We start from the raw sequence: 18751 nt of genomic DNA, 5'->3' as shown, positions 1-18751 counted from the left end.
TTACATGAAACATAAACTGACACTAAACAAGCTAGAAACCCTGCTATTTAAAGCGTGTGACATACTGCGTGGTAAAATGGATGCATCAGAATATAAAGAATATATTTTTGGTATGTTGTTCTTAAAACGTATGTCTGATCAATTCGAAGCAGATAAAGCAGCAATTCGTGGGCGCTTAGCAAAAGAAGGTAAGTCAGAGGCTGCAATTGAAAAGCTCGTTTCATTACCATCACAGTTTGATTACTTTGTGCCCGAAGAGGCTGCATGGTCAACTATAAAACACATTAAAAAGAATGTCGGTACTGAGCTAAATAAAGCGCTAGCTGCGCTTGAAGATGCGAATATTAAAAAAGGTCTAGAAGACGTACTTAAGCACATTAACTTCAACAAGAAAGTAGGCAAAAAGCCTATGGAAGATAGTGTTCTAGTTAACTTCATTCAGCACTTTAATACTATCCCTCTGACTAATGATGACTTTGAATTTCCAGACTTGCTTGGCGCTGCTTATGAATATTTAATCAAGCATTTTGCCGATAGCGCGGGTAAAAAAGGTGGTGAATTCTATACACCATCAGAGGTGGTTCGCTTACTAGTAGAGCTTTTACAGCCCGGTGAAGGCATGGAAATATACGATCCCACGGTTGGTAGTGGCGGTATGTTGATTCAAAGTAAAAAGTACGTTGAAGAAACTGGCGGTGACGTAAGCAAGATAGATTTATTTGGGCAGGAAGATAGCGGCACCACTTGGTCTATTTGTAAAATGAATATGATCTTACATGGTGTTGGTGGTGCGAATATTCAAAATGAAGATACACTTGCTAAACCCCAACATGTCGATGCAAATGGCGAGATACGCACTTTTTCACGTTTGATCGCGAACCCACCATTTTCGCAGAACTACAGTCGTGATGGTATGACCCACCAAGGTCGTTTTCATACATGGTTGCCTGAAGGTGGCAAAAAAGCTGACTTCATGTTTGTGCAGCACATGCTTGCTTCACTCAAGCAAGACGGAAAAATGGCGATAGTAATGCCACATGGAGTCTTGTTTCGTGGTGGTGAAGAAAAACTCTGTCGCCAACGATTTATTGAAGAAGGCATTCTAGAAGCCGTTATTGGTTTACCACAAGGTTTATTCTACGGTACAGGCATTCCAGCGTGTGTTTTAGTATTTAACAAAGCAAATGCAGCTAAGCGAGAACACGTTGTATTTATCAATGCTGATCGCGAATACAAAGAAGGTAAAAATCAGAATAGCCTTCGCCCTGAAGACATTGAAAAAATTACACATGTTTATGGCGCTTTAACATCAAACACAGAAAATGAAATCGAGAAGTACGCACGAGCAGTGCCTGTTAGCGAGCTTGAAGACGAAGAGTTCAACTTAAATATCAGGCGTTTTGTTGATAACAGCCCAGCACCAGAGCCACATGATGTAAAAGCACATTTAAACGGTGGAGTTCCTGCTGATGAAGTAAACAGCCTTGATTCTCATTGGCAAAATTACTTAAACCTAAAAGAAGCTTTATTTACTTCGGGGCACCCTAAGCAAGTTGACGGTGACTACTTCTCTTTTAATAGTGCGATTGAAAGTAAAGCCGACATCAAAACAGCAATTGAAAGTCACCCTCAGCTTATTGCCAAACATGATGCATTCAACGCTCAATTAGGAAAATGGTGGGATACGCAATTCTTACCAGCATTTCACCAGCTTGGTGATGATAAATTAGGGTCTAAAGGCGTATTTGCCCTAAGGCGTGATGCGTTAAATAGTATTGTGACTGCGCTATTACCTGAAAACTTGTTATCGATTTATCAAGTTCGTGGGGCGATGGCGAGCAATTTCAAACAACATGAGGCAGATCTAAAGTCTATTGCTAACTCTGGTTGGAACGCTGAGCTGATCCCTGATGAAGAAATTCTAGCATCACAATTTCCTGAAGTATTAGCTAGTTTGAAAAAAGATGCTGCCAGAATTACCGAACTTGAAGCACTCTTTGCTGCGGTAAATGAAACGCCTGAAGATGATGTTGATGAAGAACAGACTGAATCAGAATCAGGTATTCTGCCAAAACCTCAGGTAAAAGCCTTGAAAGATGCGAAAAAAGAGAATAATGGTCAACTTCGTGATTTGAAGAAAGAGATAAAATTTGCGAAGAAAGAAGATCCAGCACGAGCACTGCAACTTGAAGGTGAAATTGAAAAACTAAATACAGCTAACGGTTTGATTGATACCAAACTGGAGCAGCATACGGCACTTGAAAAAGAGCTAAAAGAACTTAAAGCAGGCATTAAAGAAGCTGAAAAGAAAAAAGAAGAGCTAGTTGACACAGCTCGCGATAAAATTACATCTGAGGAAGCTAAAATACTCATTGAAGCACGTTTTAAACAGCAGATGGTTGCCAGTTATGCCCACTACTTGCGTCAGCTTGTTACACAACTAGCTAAAGCTGCTGAAAATATTCATAACAAGTATGCTATTACAACTAAGGACATTCTTACAGAGCGTGATCAGCAAGCTGCATTATTTAATGGTTTTTTGCAGGAGCTAGGGTATGAGTAACAGACCAGCCAGCTTAGATGAATGGGATAGTTTTTCTATCAAGGAAATTTTGTCTGCCCCACTTAGAGATTTCGGTAGCTTCTCATTAACTAACTTAATAGAGTTTGTTGAAGATGGTGTCCCATTTATAAAGTCAGAATCTGTCAAACAGGGCTTTATAGAAAAGAAAAATATTTCATTTATAAATCCAGATGTCCACAAAAAGCTTCACAAATCTGTTGTTCGTAAAGGAGATATTCTTTATACAAAAATCGGTGCATTAGGCAGAGTTGCTATATATGATGGATCTCTTGGTGAATGTAATAGTAATGCCGCTACAGTAAAAATTAATGTTGATGAATCTAAAGTTGATCCAGTTTACTTTTGCTACATATTAATGAGTGAGCCAACATTTAGAGAGTTTGAAAAAAATATTATTAGCACACCTCCACGAATTAATTTAGGTGATATTAGTGCTCTTAAACTGAACTTCCCTCCCTTAGAAAACCAAAAAAAAATTGCCCTAGTATTAAGCACTGTTGATAACCTAATTGACCAAACCCAAAACCTTATCGACAAATATACCGCAGTTAAACAAGGCATGATGGCAGATTTATTTTCTCGTGGTATCGACCTTTCTGGTAAAGCAGACACCAACGAAAACTACGGACAGTTGCGCCCAAGTTTCGAAGATGCACCGGAGCTTTACCAAGAAACAGAGTTAGGTTGGGTTCCTAAGGATTGGGAAGTTGTAAAAATAGACGATATATCAACTCAAATGACCAATGGTTTTGTTGGAGTAGCGACACCACATTATGCCAATGAAAATGAAGTTGGAATTAGGTATCTTTATGGAAATAATGTTCGAGCAGACAAGTTAGAGCTTGATACTGTATTAAAAATAAAACCTGAATTTCACCAAAAGCTTCAAAAATCACAATTAAAACATGGTGATATGCTTACTGTTCAATCAGGCCATATTGGAACTACTGCAATAGTCCCTGAAAACTTTGGTGAAGCCAACTGCCATGCTCTAATTATAACTAGATTAATACAATCTAAAATACTTCCAGAATTTTTATCATTTTATTTGAACTCTGCAATTGGTATGAATCGAATGGAAGAGATTTTTGTAGGATCAACGATTAAACATGTAAACGTAAAAGAGTTAAAATCTTTCTTAGTACCTTTACCTTCAATTGGTGAGCAAAAATCTGCATTAGATAAGATCATTGGAGCGAGAAAACTAATTGATGATGAAACAAGGTATTTAGAAAAATTAAAACTAAAGAAAAAGGGCCTGATGCAAGATTTGTTAACCGGGAAAGTAAAGGTTAACTAATGGCTGATATTTTGAGGGAAATGCCTGACTTAGATCCTGAAATACTCACTGCTGCTAAAGAAGGTTCGCTTGTTCTATTTATTGGCGCAGGTATATCACGGCTTGTTGGGCATCAGTCTTGGGATGGCTTTGCATATGGAGTCGTTGAGCAATTAGTTACCAATAAAGTTATCAATCATTACGAAAAAGAAATGATCAATGCTTTAGCTGACCCTCGAAAACGCTTGTCTATCGCAAAAATACTTGATGAAGAAAGTGACAATGGTACTCAGGTTGATTACCAAAAAATATTCACATTATCAAAAGAACATAGTGATATTTACAAGAGTATCAATGAATTTGGCTGTACGTTTGTAACCACCAATTATGACAAGTTAATAGTACCTGAAATATCTAAACGTATAAGCGAAGATGAATGGCGGTACTTCGAAAGAAAAGATTTGTTAAGTGCCAACTTGGATCAAAAAGGTGCCGTTGTTCATTTGCATGGTTGCGTTGATGAACCAAACAGCATGGTTATCACTACAAAAGATTATTTAAATCACTATACCTCAGGAGAGGTTCCTGAATTCCTACAAAAGCTATTCTCTAATAAAACAGTCTTGTTTTTGGGGTATGGATTAGAAGAAACCGAAATTCTTGAGTATGTACTGAAATCGAGTAACCAAGCAGGCTCGGCTGAAACTAAGCTGTTTATCTTGCAAGGCTTCTTTCGTGCAGAACAATTATTGTTTGAAAAATTAAATAAATATTATCGTAATTCGTTTAATGCCAAATTGGTTGGATTTGAAAGAGATCACGAAAACTTTGAGCAACAAACAAGCATTATTGAGAAGTGGGTAAAACTTCTTGATTTTGGTGGAGCAAGTTTAGCCGAACAACTGGCTGGGCTTGATGATGATTTATCATGAGCAATAAGTTAACCGTAAAGCAACGAAATGCGCTACAGCGTGTTAAAAATGAACCTGCATTAGAGCCTTGGTTATTTAAAAAAGTTGATGATTTAAATTGGTTTGATGCCTTCTTAGATTCTGGTTACTTAAACCCTGAGCTTAATCCCGCACCTGAACAAAAAAGTGATGGTACGATTCATATACCTTCTTGGCCTGTGACTGAATATCTAGTTGCATCATCTCTAAAGTTAAAAGAAGAGAATGATGTGGAAATGGCACAAAAATATTTAACTCTTATGAAAGAGGTAACTCAGTATACCATTGCAAACGAGCGCAGTAATTATCGAACATGGTGGCAATTCAGTAAGATACTGAGAAGCATACCATTAGAGGTTTTAACGGTTGATGATCTTGATTGCATTGGTTATTGGTTAAGTGACAAGTTTGATCGATATCTTATTAGTAAAGAAGTTAGTGAATGGGTTATTGAACTTGTTGAAGTGAATAGCGAGCAATCAATTGTTTTTGCATTAAACCTGTTAGATAAATTATTCGCAATTAACAGTGTCGAAGGGCGATATTCTAATAATAGGAAAGAAGCTGTACTTGGGTTTGATGATTATTTAGCTGGTAAATTTGTTGAGAATTCAGCGGTAGAGATAGGCGAAAAACTTGGCTTGGTAGCTATAAACTTGTTTGAACAAAAGCTTAAAGAAGTACTAGATATTAATGGTAATGATAAGTGGTCGAACATTTGGCGTAATGCAATACCTGAACATAAGCAAAATAGCAGACACAATGATGCAGACGATATCGTTTTAAAGCTTTTTAGAGATTCTTTCTTAGGCTATGTTCAAACAACTATTGATCCCAATGCCTTAGAAAAGCTTACCGAGATTATCAATAGCGATTACCAGACCATTAAGCGAATTGGTATACATGTCGCTAGTGAATGCTTTAATAAACTTGATGAGCAAGTAATAGATTTAGTTATAGAGCCTACTAATTTTAACGATAAGTATCGGCATGAGCTTTGGCATTTCTTAAATAAGAACTTTTTGAATCTAAGCAAACCGCGACAGCAATCTATTATTGCTGCAATAGAATCGCTGTCAGTCCTAAGTGAAGAAACAGGAGCTGTTCAAGACAAGCCCACTGCTTACAAGCAATCAAATTGGTTTGCTGCCATTAAGGACTTAAGTGAGACAGCTCAAGCTAAGTATCAAGCTTGTGTTGATATTACGGGGGTTGAACCAGACCATCCTGATTTTTCAAACTATATGAGGGTTAGCAATGTAGTAAATGTTTCTCCTGTAACGGTATCAGAATTAGCCGTAATGCTTGAAAATACTGATGAGTTAGTTAGCTTCTTAAATAAATATAATGTAGTTAGCCACTTTAATGAACCGGGCATTGAGGGGTTAGTTAATACATTTGAAGAATTAGTCTTACTTGATAGTTGTGAAGTGCTTAATAATTTAGAAGCATTCATTAACCTAAAACCACACTATTTAAATCAGATATTTACGGCTTATTTAAAGTTGTGGTCAGACAAAGCACAACGTTCATGGCATGAGCTATGGCCAAAGATATTAGGCTTCTCTTCAACAATATTTAACGATGATTCATTTTGGGAGTCGGATGACAATACTGAATCAGGCCCTTTCATAGGTGATAAGCACTGGGTAATTAGTTCTTACTGTCGTTTAATTGAATCAGGATGTGAAAAAGATGAGCGAGCTTTTAATTTAGATTTAGCTGATGCTGTAAAAAATACCCTAGAAATAATTCTTGAACGCGCATCGGGAGAAGACTTTGGTAGAGATTCTGACGCTGTATCTATTGCAATCAATAGCCCAAGAGGTAGGTGTATAGAAGCTTACTTAAAGTTAGCTCTGTACCAGTGTCGAAACGTTGAGAAAAACTCAACAGAACATCAAGAAATTTGGGCTACATATTTACCAACGTTTGATAGTGAATTGCTTAAGCCAGAGTCAGCTAATGAGTATGAATTCATTACAATATTACTTATGTATGTTCGTAACTTTCTTTATTTATCTAACGACTGGACTCACCGCAATTTAGAGAGAATGTTTGGTAATGTAAATTCACTTCAGTGGATTTGCGCAGTTCAAGCATACTCATATGTAGGATGGCTTATCCCTGAAATACATCAGATGTTTAAGGAAAAAGGCTTCTATACCGCGTTATTAGATCACGATGATTTATCTGACACTGTTAAAGGTCGTTTTATTGAATACATTTGCATTGCGCATATTCAAAAAAGAGAAGACTTTGATGATGATAGTTTGTTAAAGCTTCTTTTAAATCGTAATAATGATAATGAATTAAGCAAAGTGATTTGGTTTCTGTGGTCGATAAGAGATCAAGATATAGACATGACCAAAGAACTTGTTTTGGCTTTGTGGCCGGACTTAGTTCAAATAACCGAGCAGCAAGCTGGTGAAAGAAGACCATTAGCTTCAAAATTGGCATCGTGGGCTGAATACATAGAAGAATTGAATGATCAAAATAAACATTGGTTAATAGCTGTCGCACCGTATATCAATGATGATTATAACGGTATGTCATTCATGAAAGAGCTTGCAAGGTTAAGTGAAGTGCATGCGTTGGATGTAGCTGATATATGGAAGGTTTCACTTTCAAACCCTTTTTATATGTATGAACTAGATCCTTTGGAAACAATATTCAAGAATCTAATATCTCTAGGACAAGATGGTAGTGCAGTCGCTAAAGAAATCTATGATATATACATAAGAATTAATGATGAAGCGGTTGTAGCGCTTTACCAAAGGATTATTAAAGGATAGGTATGTCTGAATATCAATTTGTAGAAAAGCCACTTTTGAATCAATTATCCGCTATGGGATGGCTGATTATTGAACATCCACAGAATGCTATTCCTACAGACCCTAATATTAGCCTTCGCGATAACTTTAGAGAATATGTGATTAAGCGCGAATTTATAAAGGCTATCAGCTCGCTTAATACCATTGATGAACAATGCTGGCTAACAGATGCGCAACTTGATGGGCTTTATGACGATTTTACTGATTTTGGTGTAAAAAGCCTGCTTGAAAATAATCAAGAGTTTATGGATCGCATAAAGAAGTGGCAAGTAGATGAAAATACAGTCACTAGTGAGCAAAACCCTACGGTTAAAATTATTGATTTTGATAACTGGAAGGCTAATACCTTTATTGCAATTAACCAGTACCGAATTGATACCCCGGCTGGCGTTAAAGAATGCATAATTCCTGATGTAATGCTATTCGTTAACGGTCTTCCACTGGTTGTGATTGAGTGTAAAGATGTGAATAGCTTTACTTCAGACCCAATGAACCAGGCTGTTGAACAGTTAAGGCGTTATGCTGACCTACGCGAACCTGAAGGCTCTCAGCTAATTGAGGGTGAAGAGAAGCTGTTTTATACCAACCAATTGATGATAGGAATGTATGGTGATGATGCAAAATTCGGCACCATTACCTCAACAGAAGAATACTATTTTAATTGGAAGACCATCTATCCAGATGATACACCTTACGTAGATCCAACATCAGGAAAGCACCGAAAGCAAGAAACACTTGTTCAGGGCATGTTACACCCAAGAAACCTGATTGATATAACCAATAACTTCACTTTGTTTATGGATGCAGGTAAACAAAGAATTAAGGTAGTCGCACGTTACCAGCAATATCGAGCAGTGAATAAAATTATTCAACGTATCAGAACTGGTGAGACGGGTGATGAGCGTTCTGGTGTAGTTTGGCATACACAAGGTAGTGGTAAATCATTAACTATGGTCTTTTTAGTGCGCAAGATGCGAAGTACTGAAGACTTAAAAGACTATAAAGTGTTAATGGTAAATGACCGAAAAGACTTGGATAAACAGTTAGGTGAAACGGCTGATTTGACGGGTGAAAAAGTTTATAAAATATCAAGTAGCGATGAAGTCAAAAGTGAGTTGAGTGATGACCGCTCGACACTAAATATGGTGATGGTACATAAGTTTAGAGAAGCTGATGATAGCAATACCCCAGACTATTTAAATGAAGCTCTTGGCAAGTCTGTTGCTGAACCAGCATCTGAATACGTTGCTAAAAGCGATAAGGATAATATTGTAAAATTATTCGAAAGCTTTGGTGAAGTTAACCCTTCAGACAAAGTGCTTATCATGATTGATGAAGCGCACCGTACACAAAAAACAGGCCAAGATAAATCAAGCTTATCTGACAATATGTTTGATGCATTTCCAAATGCTACTCGTCTTGCTTTTACTGGTACGCCACTAATAGCAGATCACCATAACGACCCTACATGGAAGCGCTTTGGTAATAACCCTGATGAACCTTATATTGATGAATATAAGCTTCAAGATGCGGTAGATGATGGTGCAACATTGCAAATATTGTATGAAGGTAAAACGGCAGATTCTGCAATCTATGATAAACACGGTTTTGATACAAAATTTGAAAACCTATTCAAAGATAGAAGCGATGAAGAAATAGCAGCAATTCGCAAAAAGTACGGGGCCACTGGAGATATATTAGAAGCAGAAGAGCGTATTGAAGAGATTACCAATGATCTTGTTAAACATTACGTGCAAAAAGTATTACCTAGCGGTTATAAAGGTCAGGTAGTTTGTTCTTCAAAACAAGCGGCACTGCATTATCAAACGTATATAAGAAAAGCACTAAAACAATGGGCTGAAGAAGAAAAGGAAAAGCCAACTATTGAGCAAGAAAGTAAGCTTTTAAAGCAGGTAGAATTTCTTGATGCTATGGTTGTTATCTCTTCTGATGGCACCAATGAAAAAGCTGCATTTGTCGCTTCTCGGAACGAGTCTCGTAAACGCAATGCTGTTGAAAATTTCAAAAAGAAATTTGACTATGAAAAGCCAGATACTGGTATCGCATTTCTAATTGTTTGTGACATGCTGTTAACTGGTTTCGATGCACCAATTGAGCAGGTTATGTATATTGATAAAAAGCTTAAAGAACATAATCTACTGCAAACAATAGCGCGTGTTAACAGAACCTACCCAGGTAAAACGGTTGGCTATGTTGTGGACTACATTGGTTTAACAGAAAACTTAAAAGAAGCTTTATCTCTATATTCTGGTAAAGATCAAAAAGATATTTTAGATACGTTCAAATCAGTAGAATCTGAAATGCCAGTATTGCAAAGCCGTTATAGACAATTGGTTCAATTGTTTGAAGATAAGAATATCAATCAAATTGAAAGCCTAGTTCAACAAAAGCTAGATTCTGATATTGAAAGGTACAAGGTAACAGAAGCGGTAATTCAATCTTTAGAAGATGTAAAAACACGCGATAGTTTTAATGTTTACCTTAAGAAGTTCATGCAAAGCATGGATATAATTTTGCCTAATAAATTAGCTCATCCTTACAAAATTCCAATGTATCAATTTAGCCATTTGCAGGCTAAAGCGAGAGAAAGGTATAAAGATGACTCTATCAATATTGGTGGTGTAGGTGAGAAGGTTAGAAAGCTTGTTAGTGAGCACTTGGTAAGTTTAGGTATCAACCCAAAAGTACCGCCTGTAGAGCTATTTTCAGATAAATTTATAACAACGCTGAACGAGCATAAAGATGACCGCGCAGCGGCAAGTGAGATGGAACACGCCATCCGCAAGCATTGTAAGGTTAATGAAGCTGATGACCCTGTGATGTACAAGCGATTTAGTGAAAAGCTTGAAGACATTCTTAAAAAATACAATGAAAACTGGGATCAAATGCTGCTTGAGTTGGAAACCTTGAGAGGAGAAATTGATGAAGGTCGAGGTAAGGACACTACTGCTGGAGATCCGTTTACTGACCTTATTATTGAATTAGCCTTTGATGGGAATTGTCAGGCGAATGAGTTAACAGCTATTAAGAAGATCGTTGAGCAAATTCTAGAAACGATGGCTGATAAAATTGAAGGGCTTAACTTTTGGGATAGAGCCAATATGGTTGATGAGCTGGAAGGAAAAATTCAGGAAATATTTATCTTGAGTGAGATTCCTGCTTTAGAAGAATCATTTGAACTAGTCACAGTAGAGCTTTTAAACTTAGCTAAGAGAAGAGAGTTAGATATTTTATCAAGTAAAAAATCGAAGGGTGATCATTAGTGGTTAATACCGAAAGTGTCAGCACATATAAGGATATTAGCTACCAATTAAAGAAAAGTGACCGAAAAACAACAAGCATTTATATTGAGCGTGATGGCACTGTTTTGGTTATCGCACCAGCTCCTTTTAATGTCGATAAAATTGAACAAATTATCGAGTCTAAAAGGAGTTGGATTTATAAAAGTCTTGCTGAATGGGAAGATCTTAATCGCACACGGATTCATCGTGAATATGTAAATGGAGAAAGCTTCCTGTACTTTGGCAGGAGCTATCGCTTGCAGCTAGTGACTGAGCAAGAAGAGCCACTTTCTTTTCATTATGGACAGTTTAAGTTATTAGGTTCAGAAGTCATTAATGCTCCTGAACACTTTAAAACTTTTTATAAAGCTAAACTACAAAAACGACTGGATGAACGGCTTAAGCTCTATCAGCCGAAAATGAAGCTCAACCCAACGAATATTCGTGTGATGGAATTACAAAACCGATGGGGATCATGCACATCTAAAGGTACTATTAACCTTAACTGGAAATGCGCCATGTTACCTTTAAGCGTATTAGACTACGTTATTGTTCATGAGCTTGCTCATTTAGAAGATAAAAATCACTCCCCAAAATTTTGGCGTACCATTGAAAAGGTAATGCCTGACTATGATGAAGCCAAGAAATGGCTGAAATTTAATGGTGCAGGGATGAGTTTGTAAGTAGAGCTAGTATTTAAATAGTGAACTAAACGGGTGTATTTAATGGTTATATTGATTATTTCAGCCCGTTTGACATAGAAAAGTAACTAATTTTGCACAAAATTATAAAAAAATAAAAAACCTACTATCATGTCATATGTCTTTAAAAAAGAGGTAATAGACATGACTTACAAACAAAATGAAAACTCAAAAACATCTTTAAATAATATTTTAGAAAAGATAATCCTTCAGAACAAAAAACCTTCAAGTTTAAAGCTTCATGATTTAGGAGTTGGTCACACGACAGTCAATATGACAGAGCGGTACGTTAAGGCATGCCAAAATTTCTCCAGATTAGAACCTTCATGTGTAAAGCCTCAAGATTTAAAAATTGATCTCATGACTGTTAACATGACAGAACAGTATATTTTGAAAGCCCTTCTTAATTGCTCTAGATCAGAAGCTTTCCAACCATTTTTTCTTCCATCTTCTAGTAAGTTTATTCCTATGTCGGCTTCACAGTTTAGACATGAGCATGCTCATTTGTATTTATCTGAAATGCTAAAGAATAACCTGAAGTAAGAACCTTGAAAGGAGGTATGTAATGAGAGTACTTGAATTTAATAGAAATACCCCATGCGTTGTTCCTATTCCATACTATGTTGGTGGCGGAATAGAGGAGAACTTGCTAAGTTTTTTAGTTGCTCGTAATGCTTATCCAGAACAGATTAAATCTGAGTTGAAAGATGTAGGAGCTAGTCGGCTTGATGATATTGCAGGGCATATTAGTTTTTTAATAAATATTTTTGAGCAAGAGGGAATCTCATATCTAGAGGCTACATATGAAACGTTATCACAAGTAATAAAAAGCCTATATGAAGATGAGGAATGGAAAGGTAGCAGCTTAATTATTTACGCTGGAAGTTGGCGTTTATTTTATACATATTTAACTAAAATCAATGTTTCGCATAATATGATTATGCCGAAGAAACTGAAAGTATCATCAAAAGTTAGGAAGGATGATCAATTTTTATCTCATGCAGCAGGTAGTATTAACTATTATGATAATGATCGAGAAACGATGGTTCCGACTGAGTACCTAATTTTTACAGATGATTACAGAGAGAAAGTTATTTCAATGGATCAGTGGTTTGAACTTTATTCATATTTATATGATGAAGATCCTGTATACGCAATTATGGCTGCCACTATGCTGCAAACATTTTTACGCATTGGAGGAGTATTTCAATTCCCAATGGCCCCGACAAAGCAAAATCCTAAATGGAAACGTTATGCTCAATTGAAGCAGGGCAGTAAATCATTTCAAGAATTAAATTATATCAAAAAAGGCCAAAGGAGAGCTAAATGCCTGGTTCATCTCTGTACTATGGAGTTAATTGAAAGTGAATATATGAAACCATTTTACAAGGAGAGAAGAAGTCTATATGAAAGTAAATATGTGAAATCAAAGCATGCTAGAAATAAAGTAAGAACAGTCAAAGATAAGTTTTTATGGCTGAATAAAAATGGCACTCCAGTTTCAAAGAAAGAGCTTCAAGCTGTATTTATAAAAGCCAGTGAAGCCTTAGGGTTTGATGTTACAGCTCACTCAATGAGGCATACAGGCGCTACTCAATTGCTATGGTTATATAGTGAACAGCATAAAGTTACTCTTGATGTAAAACAAAGTTCATCTATTCATGTTTGGTTAAAGAAACAGTTAGGTCATGCTAGTATTGAAACAACAGAGCATTATATCCGTACTGTTAATAGGTTAGAATCTGAAGATGTTATCGCTGAAATGTTACCTACCGCTTTACCTGCATCAATTGAAAAAATGAACTTACCTGATGAATATTTGGTTATTATGAAACGTGCGATTAAGCAAAATGAAGTATTCTTCAGAGGCATTGACTATGACGAAGCAGCTTAAGATAATTTTAGATAAGACAAAAAGGTGGGGTTAGTTGGAAATAGCTATAATAAAAGTAAGGAACTATGATCAAATTTGGCAAAAAAAAAGTTCCTACTTGTTTTTTTATGTAAGCCTCTTTCTATCTACGGTACAGCGAGTAAGGAACTTTATTTTCTGATCTTTTGATATGGATGCTTTCTATGTTTCAGTTGAGATTAGAGATAATCCAGAGTTAATTAATAAACCTGTTGCTGTAGGTGGAAAATCAAACCGTAGAGGTGTGCTTTCTACGTGTAATTATATCGCTCGTCAATTTGGCGTTAGCTCTGCAATGTCGACAGCATTGGCAATGAAGAAGTGCCCCGGTTTAATTGTTGTACCTGGCAGAATGGAGGTTTACAAAGAAACAAGCCAAATTATACGAGGCGTTTTTGAGGAGTACACTGACAAAATCGAACCTCTTTCCTTGGATGAAGCATACTTAGATCTAACTGATTGTAAACTTCATCAAGGTTCTGCAACGTTGGTCGCTCAGGAAATTAGAGAGAAGATATTTCAAACAACTGGCTTAACTGCATCAGCTGGGATAGCACCATTGAAGTTTGTTGCTAAGGTAGCTTCTGACATGAATAAGCCTAATGGACAGCTAACTGTTGCACCGAGTGAAATTAGTCATTTTTTGGAAACTTTATCGCTTAAAAAAATACCAGGCGTAGGCAAAGTTACATTCGAAAAATTGAATAAGCTAGGTTTCGAAACATGCGGAGATATACGGAAATCCAATGAAGCGTTTTTGGCTAGTAGGTTTGGTAAATACGGACATGTTTTGTGGAGTAGAAGCCAAGGGATTGATGAGAGAGATGTGCAAGTTACAAGGGTAAGAAAGTCGGTTGGGGTGGAACGAACATTTGAAAAAGACATTAGCAGTATTGATGAATTAGAGTCAATCATTGAAGAGTATTTACTCCCCGAGCTCGATAAACGCGCGTCAAAATATTTAAAGTCTCGTTCAATGAATAAGCTGGGTGTAAAAGTAAAGTTTAGTGATTTTAAGCAAACAACCAAAGATCTAAAGTCGTCAGGAATAAACTCAGCAACGCTGCAAGAGCTTCTAAAAGAGGCTGTAAAAAGGGGAAATGGTAAATCAGTCAGATTGCTTGGGATCCACATTGGATTAGAAGACCCTAAAATATCAGTAGATGCTGAACAGCTAGGGCTAAACTTAGAGTAGGTTATTCAAGCGGTTTTAAGTCATTCAATCTAAATTCAACATTATCTAAATTGTTTGATCAATCATGATCAGACATTAACTGCATAAAGAATTTTAATATAATATTTTGCTATAACAGTTCCCTTATAACTTCATCAAGGTAATTAAAAACAGGTTTTATTCAAACTTCGTCGTAACATAATAAAGCAATCTTAATTCAGCATCGTAAACATTAAGAAAATCACATAACTTATTGTTATTTAGCATTTTTGTTGTTGGAGTTTTTGTTGCCCTAGTGGTAACCTTAATTATAGTTAGCTGGTACAGGTTAGCTGCGCAGGTTTACCGAAATAACAAAATTTTATTATTCGAAAGGGTAAAAATTGTTTTGTGAACACTTCGAGTTTATATCCTTTAAGGGAATATTCGTTTGTCTCTTTTTACGTTAAAAATACGGGCTGAATTTACTTACCTGAAAAATGTTTGAACTCACAATATTGATATTCAGAGGTTTTATGTATGCGAAGGTTCAATGATTCAGATTTTAACAAACACTATGTTTATTTAGATGAAACAAACACCCCTTTGTTATTGCCATGTTTATTCGCTAGGTATACGCAGCTTTCAGGAGTAAGAATTGATTTCGAGGTTAGGCTCAATAGTGATACGAAGCTAAAAGAGGAAGTTTTTTTCGAGAATGAAATAGGAGCTGATGCTGGTTACAAAATTACTAATCATTTAGGGAGATTTCTTGAATGGGTTAGTGAATATGAAGATAGTAGCCTAGTTACTTTACCTACTCATACAGCTTTGCCAAATGAAGTTATTAACGAATACATCAACGAATATTTGATTGGTGAATGCGAAAGTAGTGAGTTTGTTGCCAATCAAGCTGTTAATTCATTAACGGCATACTATGACTGGCTTTTCTATTTTTTTAAAGTCAGAAAAAAGAAAGTAGGCATAAAATCTTCCTTTCGAGAAACAGCTCGAAATAACAATAAAGGCGATCTAGCTGTTAAATATCTTTTACCTCAGACTCGTCAGCTATTTTATAGGAATGCAGAGTCATTGCTTGAGGAGATAGTGTTAAGAAATGGTGGAGAGTTAGGTTGCCGAACAAAGGAAAATCAAGGTTTTTTACTAAACGCCTATAAAGCGAACCAAAAATATCACAGCGGTCTTTTAACGTTATTTGAGCTTTATGAAACAAATTCTGAACAACTTGAATTCAAATACACACTACCTTCAATTTATACTAAATATGGCAGAGAACGAGTGCTCTATATTCCCAGAGAATTATTGAGCAAGATGAAAGAATACTATGAGATTGAGAGGCCAAAATCTGATTCAAATCACCTTTTAGTATCTTCAGCTCCTAACTCCTTTGGTCAGTGCATATCTAAAGCATATGGCTCGGATACTTTTAGGAAAATTAGAGATAAATTAAAACGTAAGATTCAAGTAGAACCCGAGTTTTATGTAAATGTCCAGGAGATTACTTCCGGAAGTAAATATCACCACTTAAGACATTCGTTTGGAACTGACTTTTTTTATGAATCTTGCGAGGGAGCTAATAAAAAGTACGAAACAATAACAACAACGTCTTCTGTCTATATAGAGACTGCCCGGCGTCTAGGACATAAAGTAGATTCAAGACATGCTGGAGAAGTAACTAAAAGATATATTCATTCTTGCGGCTTGCGTGAGCGTTTATTAAGGGAAGTTGTGAATAATGGATGAATTAAACAACAACTTTGATGCTGGATCAGTTTATTTGGAACAGCAAATTCTTAAGGATTTTTCAAATAAACAGAGTGTAACTTCGTTTGTATTACCTTTAAATAATACATCGATAATTATCCCCGCAGAACAGCGTTTACCAGCACGTCACTTGCAACTTAAGTTCACTGAAGATAAAGACAAAACTTTGCTCTTTCGGCTCTGCATCGCTGCTATTAATTACGCTTATACAGATGAGTTCGCACCTGCAACTGCGAAAAGATTGGTTAATTCAGCAGTGCACTTTCTTGTGTGTTGGATGAATAGTACCAAGATATCTAATCGATATTCGGCCCTAAAAGAATACGAGTCTTATATGTTTGATAAACGGCAGAGCCATGGCGGTAATAGTGAATTAAAGGCAGTTAAAAGCTTATTTTGCTATGCGTATCAGTATCAGAAATTTGTGTCTTCACTGTTAGCCGAAGAAGCAAGCTATTTGGCTGAGTTAAGAAAGACAAAAATCAGCCCAAATGTTAATAAGCAACAAATATCAATCGCTAGCTATTTTGGTGCATTGGACTGGTTGCGTAGTGACAAAGTCGGTATTGGAAATCAACTATATTTAACTTTGGCTTCAGCCAAATTAACAATTAAATCTTTAAGAGCTACAGCTTCTGTTTTAATTATTGAGTCATATAAGGCTAAATTGGCGCTAAGGAAATTTCTAAATGACAGTGGCTTTTCTGCAAATGATTTTAATTTTCAAAATTCTAAAAATTTGACGAGGTCTCAAAGAAAAACAGTTATAGGGAAGTGTATTTATGAGTTGTTGTGTAAGTATCACGATGGGAATGAAAAGGGGGCTTACTTAACCAATGCTATAGATTTTATTCTGTTGTCCAATGTCACAAACCGAAAAAACTATGATCTAGTTCGACAAGGCCTCGATAGCAGGAGCAGTCTCAATGATGCGTTTTGTACTAAGGTTCGCCACAGTAAGCGATTCTCCAATTGGTTTACTGACAAAACTTTTAAAGCTCTGTTAAAGGGGGAGTTTTTTTCTTTTGAATTATTGCAACAGTTGGCAGACAGCAATGCGCCAATACCAATTACTCCCATAGAGGTATGGATGTTTCATTGGTTAATGGCAAGTTTAACTGTGCAACCAAGTGATATTCCCAAACTATCAAAACGCTCATTTCGATTACTAAAAGTAGGGACGCGAGTAACGCACATTGAATGTGAGTACTTTAAAGGAAGGTCAAATGCGGTTCACAACACAAGAACTCTATCTGTGCGAAAATTGGAAGGTCGAGCATTATTAACTCTTCTAAATCAAAATATCTTTAAGGTAAGTGAAAATATCGGAGACACTCGACCAACACTTTCATCTACATTAGATGGCCGATGCGGGCTTTTTAATGCAATATTACAACTACCATTTATGAGTGAACAACTTTCCATTGCTCACAGACAAAACGGAAAGTTACCTCTAGCAATACCGACGGCACTCAATGCTGTTATCTCATTTGGCAAGCATACGGGTAACATAGTCTCAAATCCAAAAGACTACAGCATTGAACAACGACAAACATTAGTTTTAGAGTCAGAAACTCCAAGCCATTTAAATATCCTCACATTGCAAGCAATAAAGAACTCTGCTGTTCATGCATTTAGTGATCCTTATACATTGCATTATTTGATAAATCGTAACTCACATACAAACAATACAGAGAAGTTACACTATCTTGGTCCCGACAACGAAGAGTTTATGAATTCAGCCGGCCGTATCACACGGAGCATCATGCAGGACCTGATAAATAATGTTTACGATATAAGTTTTGATGAATTGAGTGGTAAGGAACGAGATAAAGCAAAAGCTGCTTTTAATTATGAATTTGGAAATGTTGCAGAAGCCATTTCATACAAAACAGGTGAAATATTGTCTCGCTTAAAAATAGTAACGGAGCAAGGAAAAGGAAAGATTAATGAGGTTGGTATATTGGCATTATCGGGTAACAAAGAGGATGTATTTCAACCAATTTATGTATTGGACAGTAAAGTAACGGCCTTCAAAATTCTTAATTACTTGCATGAATTTAGAAAACACTACAAAAAGTTGCTTGGTGCTAATCCTGATTTCCTTTATCAGACTGTATTTTCAAATGTTGAGTGGATGGAACGAGTATTGACGAAATTGAGTAAGAGGTCACTGAACGACGGAGAAGAACTCTTCCAGAATATGCTGCGCTCGGGTTTGTCAGTAAGTGTTTTTCATGAAACATAAATG

Annotated in this window: 11 protein-coding genes; all 11 read left to right on the top strand. The window is 36.4% G+C overall.

Features of this window, described 5'->3' with window-relative positions; translation table 11 throughout:
- Positions 1-4: 4 nt before the first annotated feature.
- The 11 genes from Q4493_RS00265 (at position 5) to Q4493_RS00215 (ending at position 18748) form a co-directional block, all read left to right on the top strand.
- Positions 5-2563 carry an N-6 DNA methylase gene (locus Q4493_RS00265; protein ID WP_303448478.1) on the top strand — a complete coding sequence of 853 codons (2559 nt, stop codon included), beginning with the start codon at positions 5-7 and terminating at the stop codon, positions 2561-2563.
- On the top strand, positions 2556-3884 hold the full coding sequence (locus tag Q4493_RS00260) for a restriction endonuclease subunit S (protein WP_303448477.1): 1329 nt from the start codon (positions 2556-2558) through the stop codon (positions 3882-3884). Before Q4493_RS00265 ends, Q4493_RS00260 begins: the two co-directional genes overlap by 8 nt.
- Positions 3884-4795 (top strand): SIR2 family protein, encoded by a 912-nt coding sequence (locus tag Q4493_RS00255; RefSeq protein ID WP_303448475.1) that lies wholly within the window; start codon positions 3884-3886, stop codon positions 4793-4795. Before Q4493_RS00260 ends, Q4493_RS00255 begins: the two co-directional genes overlap by 1 nt.
- Entirely contained in the window at positions 4792-7608 is a 2817-nt protein-coding gene (locus Q4493_RS00250; RefSeq protein WP_303448474.1) for a hypothetical protein, read from the top strand. Before Q4493_RS00255 ends, Q4493_RS00250 begins: the two co-directional genes overlap by 4 nt.
- A gap of 2 nt (positions 7609-7610) precedes the next feature.
- A complete protein-coding gene (locus Q4493_RS00245) occupies positions 7611-10931 on the top strand; it encodes a type I restriction endonuclease subunit R (RefSeq protein ID WP_303448472.1) in 3321 nt (1106 codons plus the stop codon).
- Positions 10931-11632 (top strand): M48 family metallopeptidase, encoded by a 702-nt coding sequence (locus Q4493_RS00240; protein WP_303448471.1) that lies wholly within the window; start codon positions 10931-10933, stop codon positions 11630-11632. Before Q4493_RS00245 ends, Q4493_RS00240 begins: the two co-directional genes overlap by 1 nt.
- 162 nt (positions 11633-11794) lie before the next feature.
- Complete coding sequence (locus Q4493_RS00235) at positions 11795-12193, top strand: hypothetical protein (protein WP_303448470.1); 399 nt, start codon at positions 11795-11797, stop codon at positions 12191-12193.
- A 22-nt stretch (positions 12194-12215) separates the two neighbouring features.
- Positions 12216-13544, top strand: coding sequence for a site-specific integrase (locus tag Q4493_RS00230; protein ID WP_303448469.1), 1329 nt, complete (start codon positions 12216-12218; stop codon positions 13542-13544).
- A 169-nt stretch (positions 13545-13713) separates the two neighbouring features.
- Positions 13714-14757 (top strand): DNA polymerase IV, encoded by a 1044-nt coding sequence (gene dinB, locus Q4493_RS00225; RefSeq protein ID WP_303448467.1) that lies wholly within the window; start codon positions 13714-13716, stop codon positions 14755-14757.
- A gap of 498 nt (positions 14758-15255) precedes the next feature.
- Positions 15256-16479: a site-specific integrase gene (locus Q4493_RS00220; RefSeq protein WP_303448465.1), complete on the top strand. Its 1224-nt coding sequence runs from the start codon at positions 15256-15258 to the stop codon at positions 16477-16479.
- Complete coding sequence (locus Q4493_RS00215) at positions 16472-18748, top strand: hypothetical protein (RefSeq protein ID WP_303448464.1); 2277 nt, start codon at positions 16472-16474, stop codon at positions 18746-18748. Before Q4493_RS00220 ends, Q4493_RS00215 begins: the two co-directional genes overlap by 8 nt.
- Positions 18749-18751 lie beyond the last annotated feature (3 nt).

The sequence above is a fragment of the Colwellia sp. 1_MG-2023 genome (assembly GCF_030546755.1).
Classification (GTDB): Bacteria; Pseudomonadota; Gammaproteobacteria; order Enterobacterales; family Alteromonadaceae; genus Thalassotalea_H.
This window is presented reverse-complemented; position numbering and strand designations above follow the sequence as displayed.

Bases quoted from the DNA above. Each gene is read 5' to 3' on its own strand.
- Q4493_RS00265 (WP_303448478.1), top strand. From the start codon at position 5: ATGAAACATAAACTGACACTAAACAAGCTAGAAACCCTGCTATTTAAA.
- Q4493_RS00260 (WP_303448477.1), top strand. From the start codon at position 2,556: ATGAGTAACAGACCAGCCAGCTTAGATGAATGGGATAGTTTTTCTATC.
- Q4493_RS00255 (WP_303448475.1), top strand. From the start codon at position 3,884: ATGGCTGATATTTTGAGGGAAATGCCTGACTTAGATCCTGAAATACTC.
- Q4493_RS00250 (WP_303448474.1), top strand. From the start codon at position 4,792: ATGAGCAATAAGTTAACCGTAAAGCAACGAAATGCGCTACAGCGTGTT.
- Q4493_RS00245 (WP_303448472.1), top strand. From the start codon at position 7,611: ATGTCTGAATATCAATTTGTAGAAAAGCCACTTTTGAATCAATTATCC.
- Q4493_RS00235 (WP_303448470.1), top strand. From the start codon at position 11,795: ATGACTTACAAACAAAATGAAAACTCAAAAACATCTTTAAATAATATT.
- Q4493_RS00230 (WP_303448469.1), top strand. From the start codon at position 12,216: ATGAGAGTACTTGAATTTAATAGAAATACCCCATGCGTTGTTCCTATT.
- dinB (WP_303448467.1), top strand. From the start codon at position 13,714: ATGGATGCTTTCTATGTTTCAGTTGAGATTAGAGATAATCCAGAGTTA.
- Q4493_RS00220 (WP_303448465.1), top strand. From the start codon at position 15,256: ATGCGAAGGTTCAATGATTCAGATTTTAACAAACACTATGTTTATTTA.
- Q4493_RS00215 (WP_303448464.1), top strand. From the start codon at position 16,472: ATGGATGAATTAAACAACAACTTTGATGCTGGATCAGTTTATTTGGAA.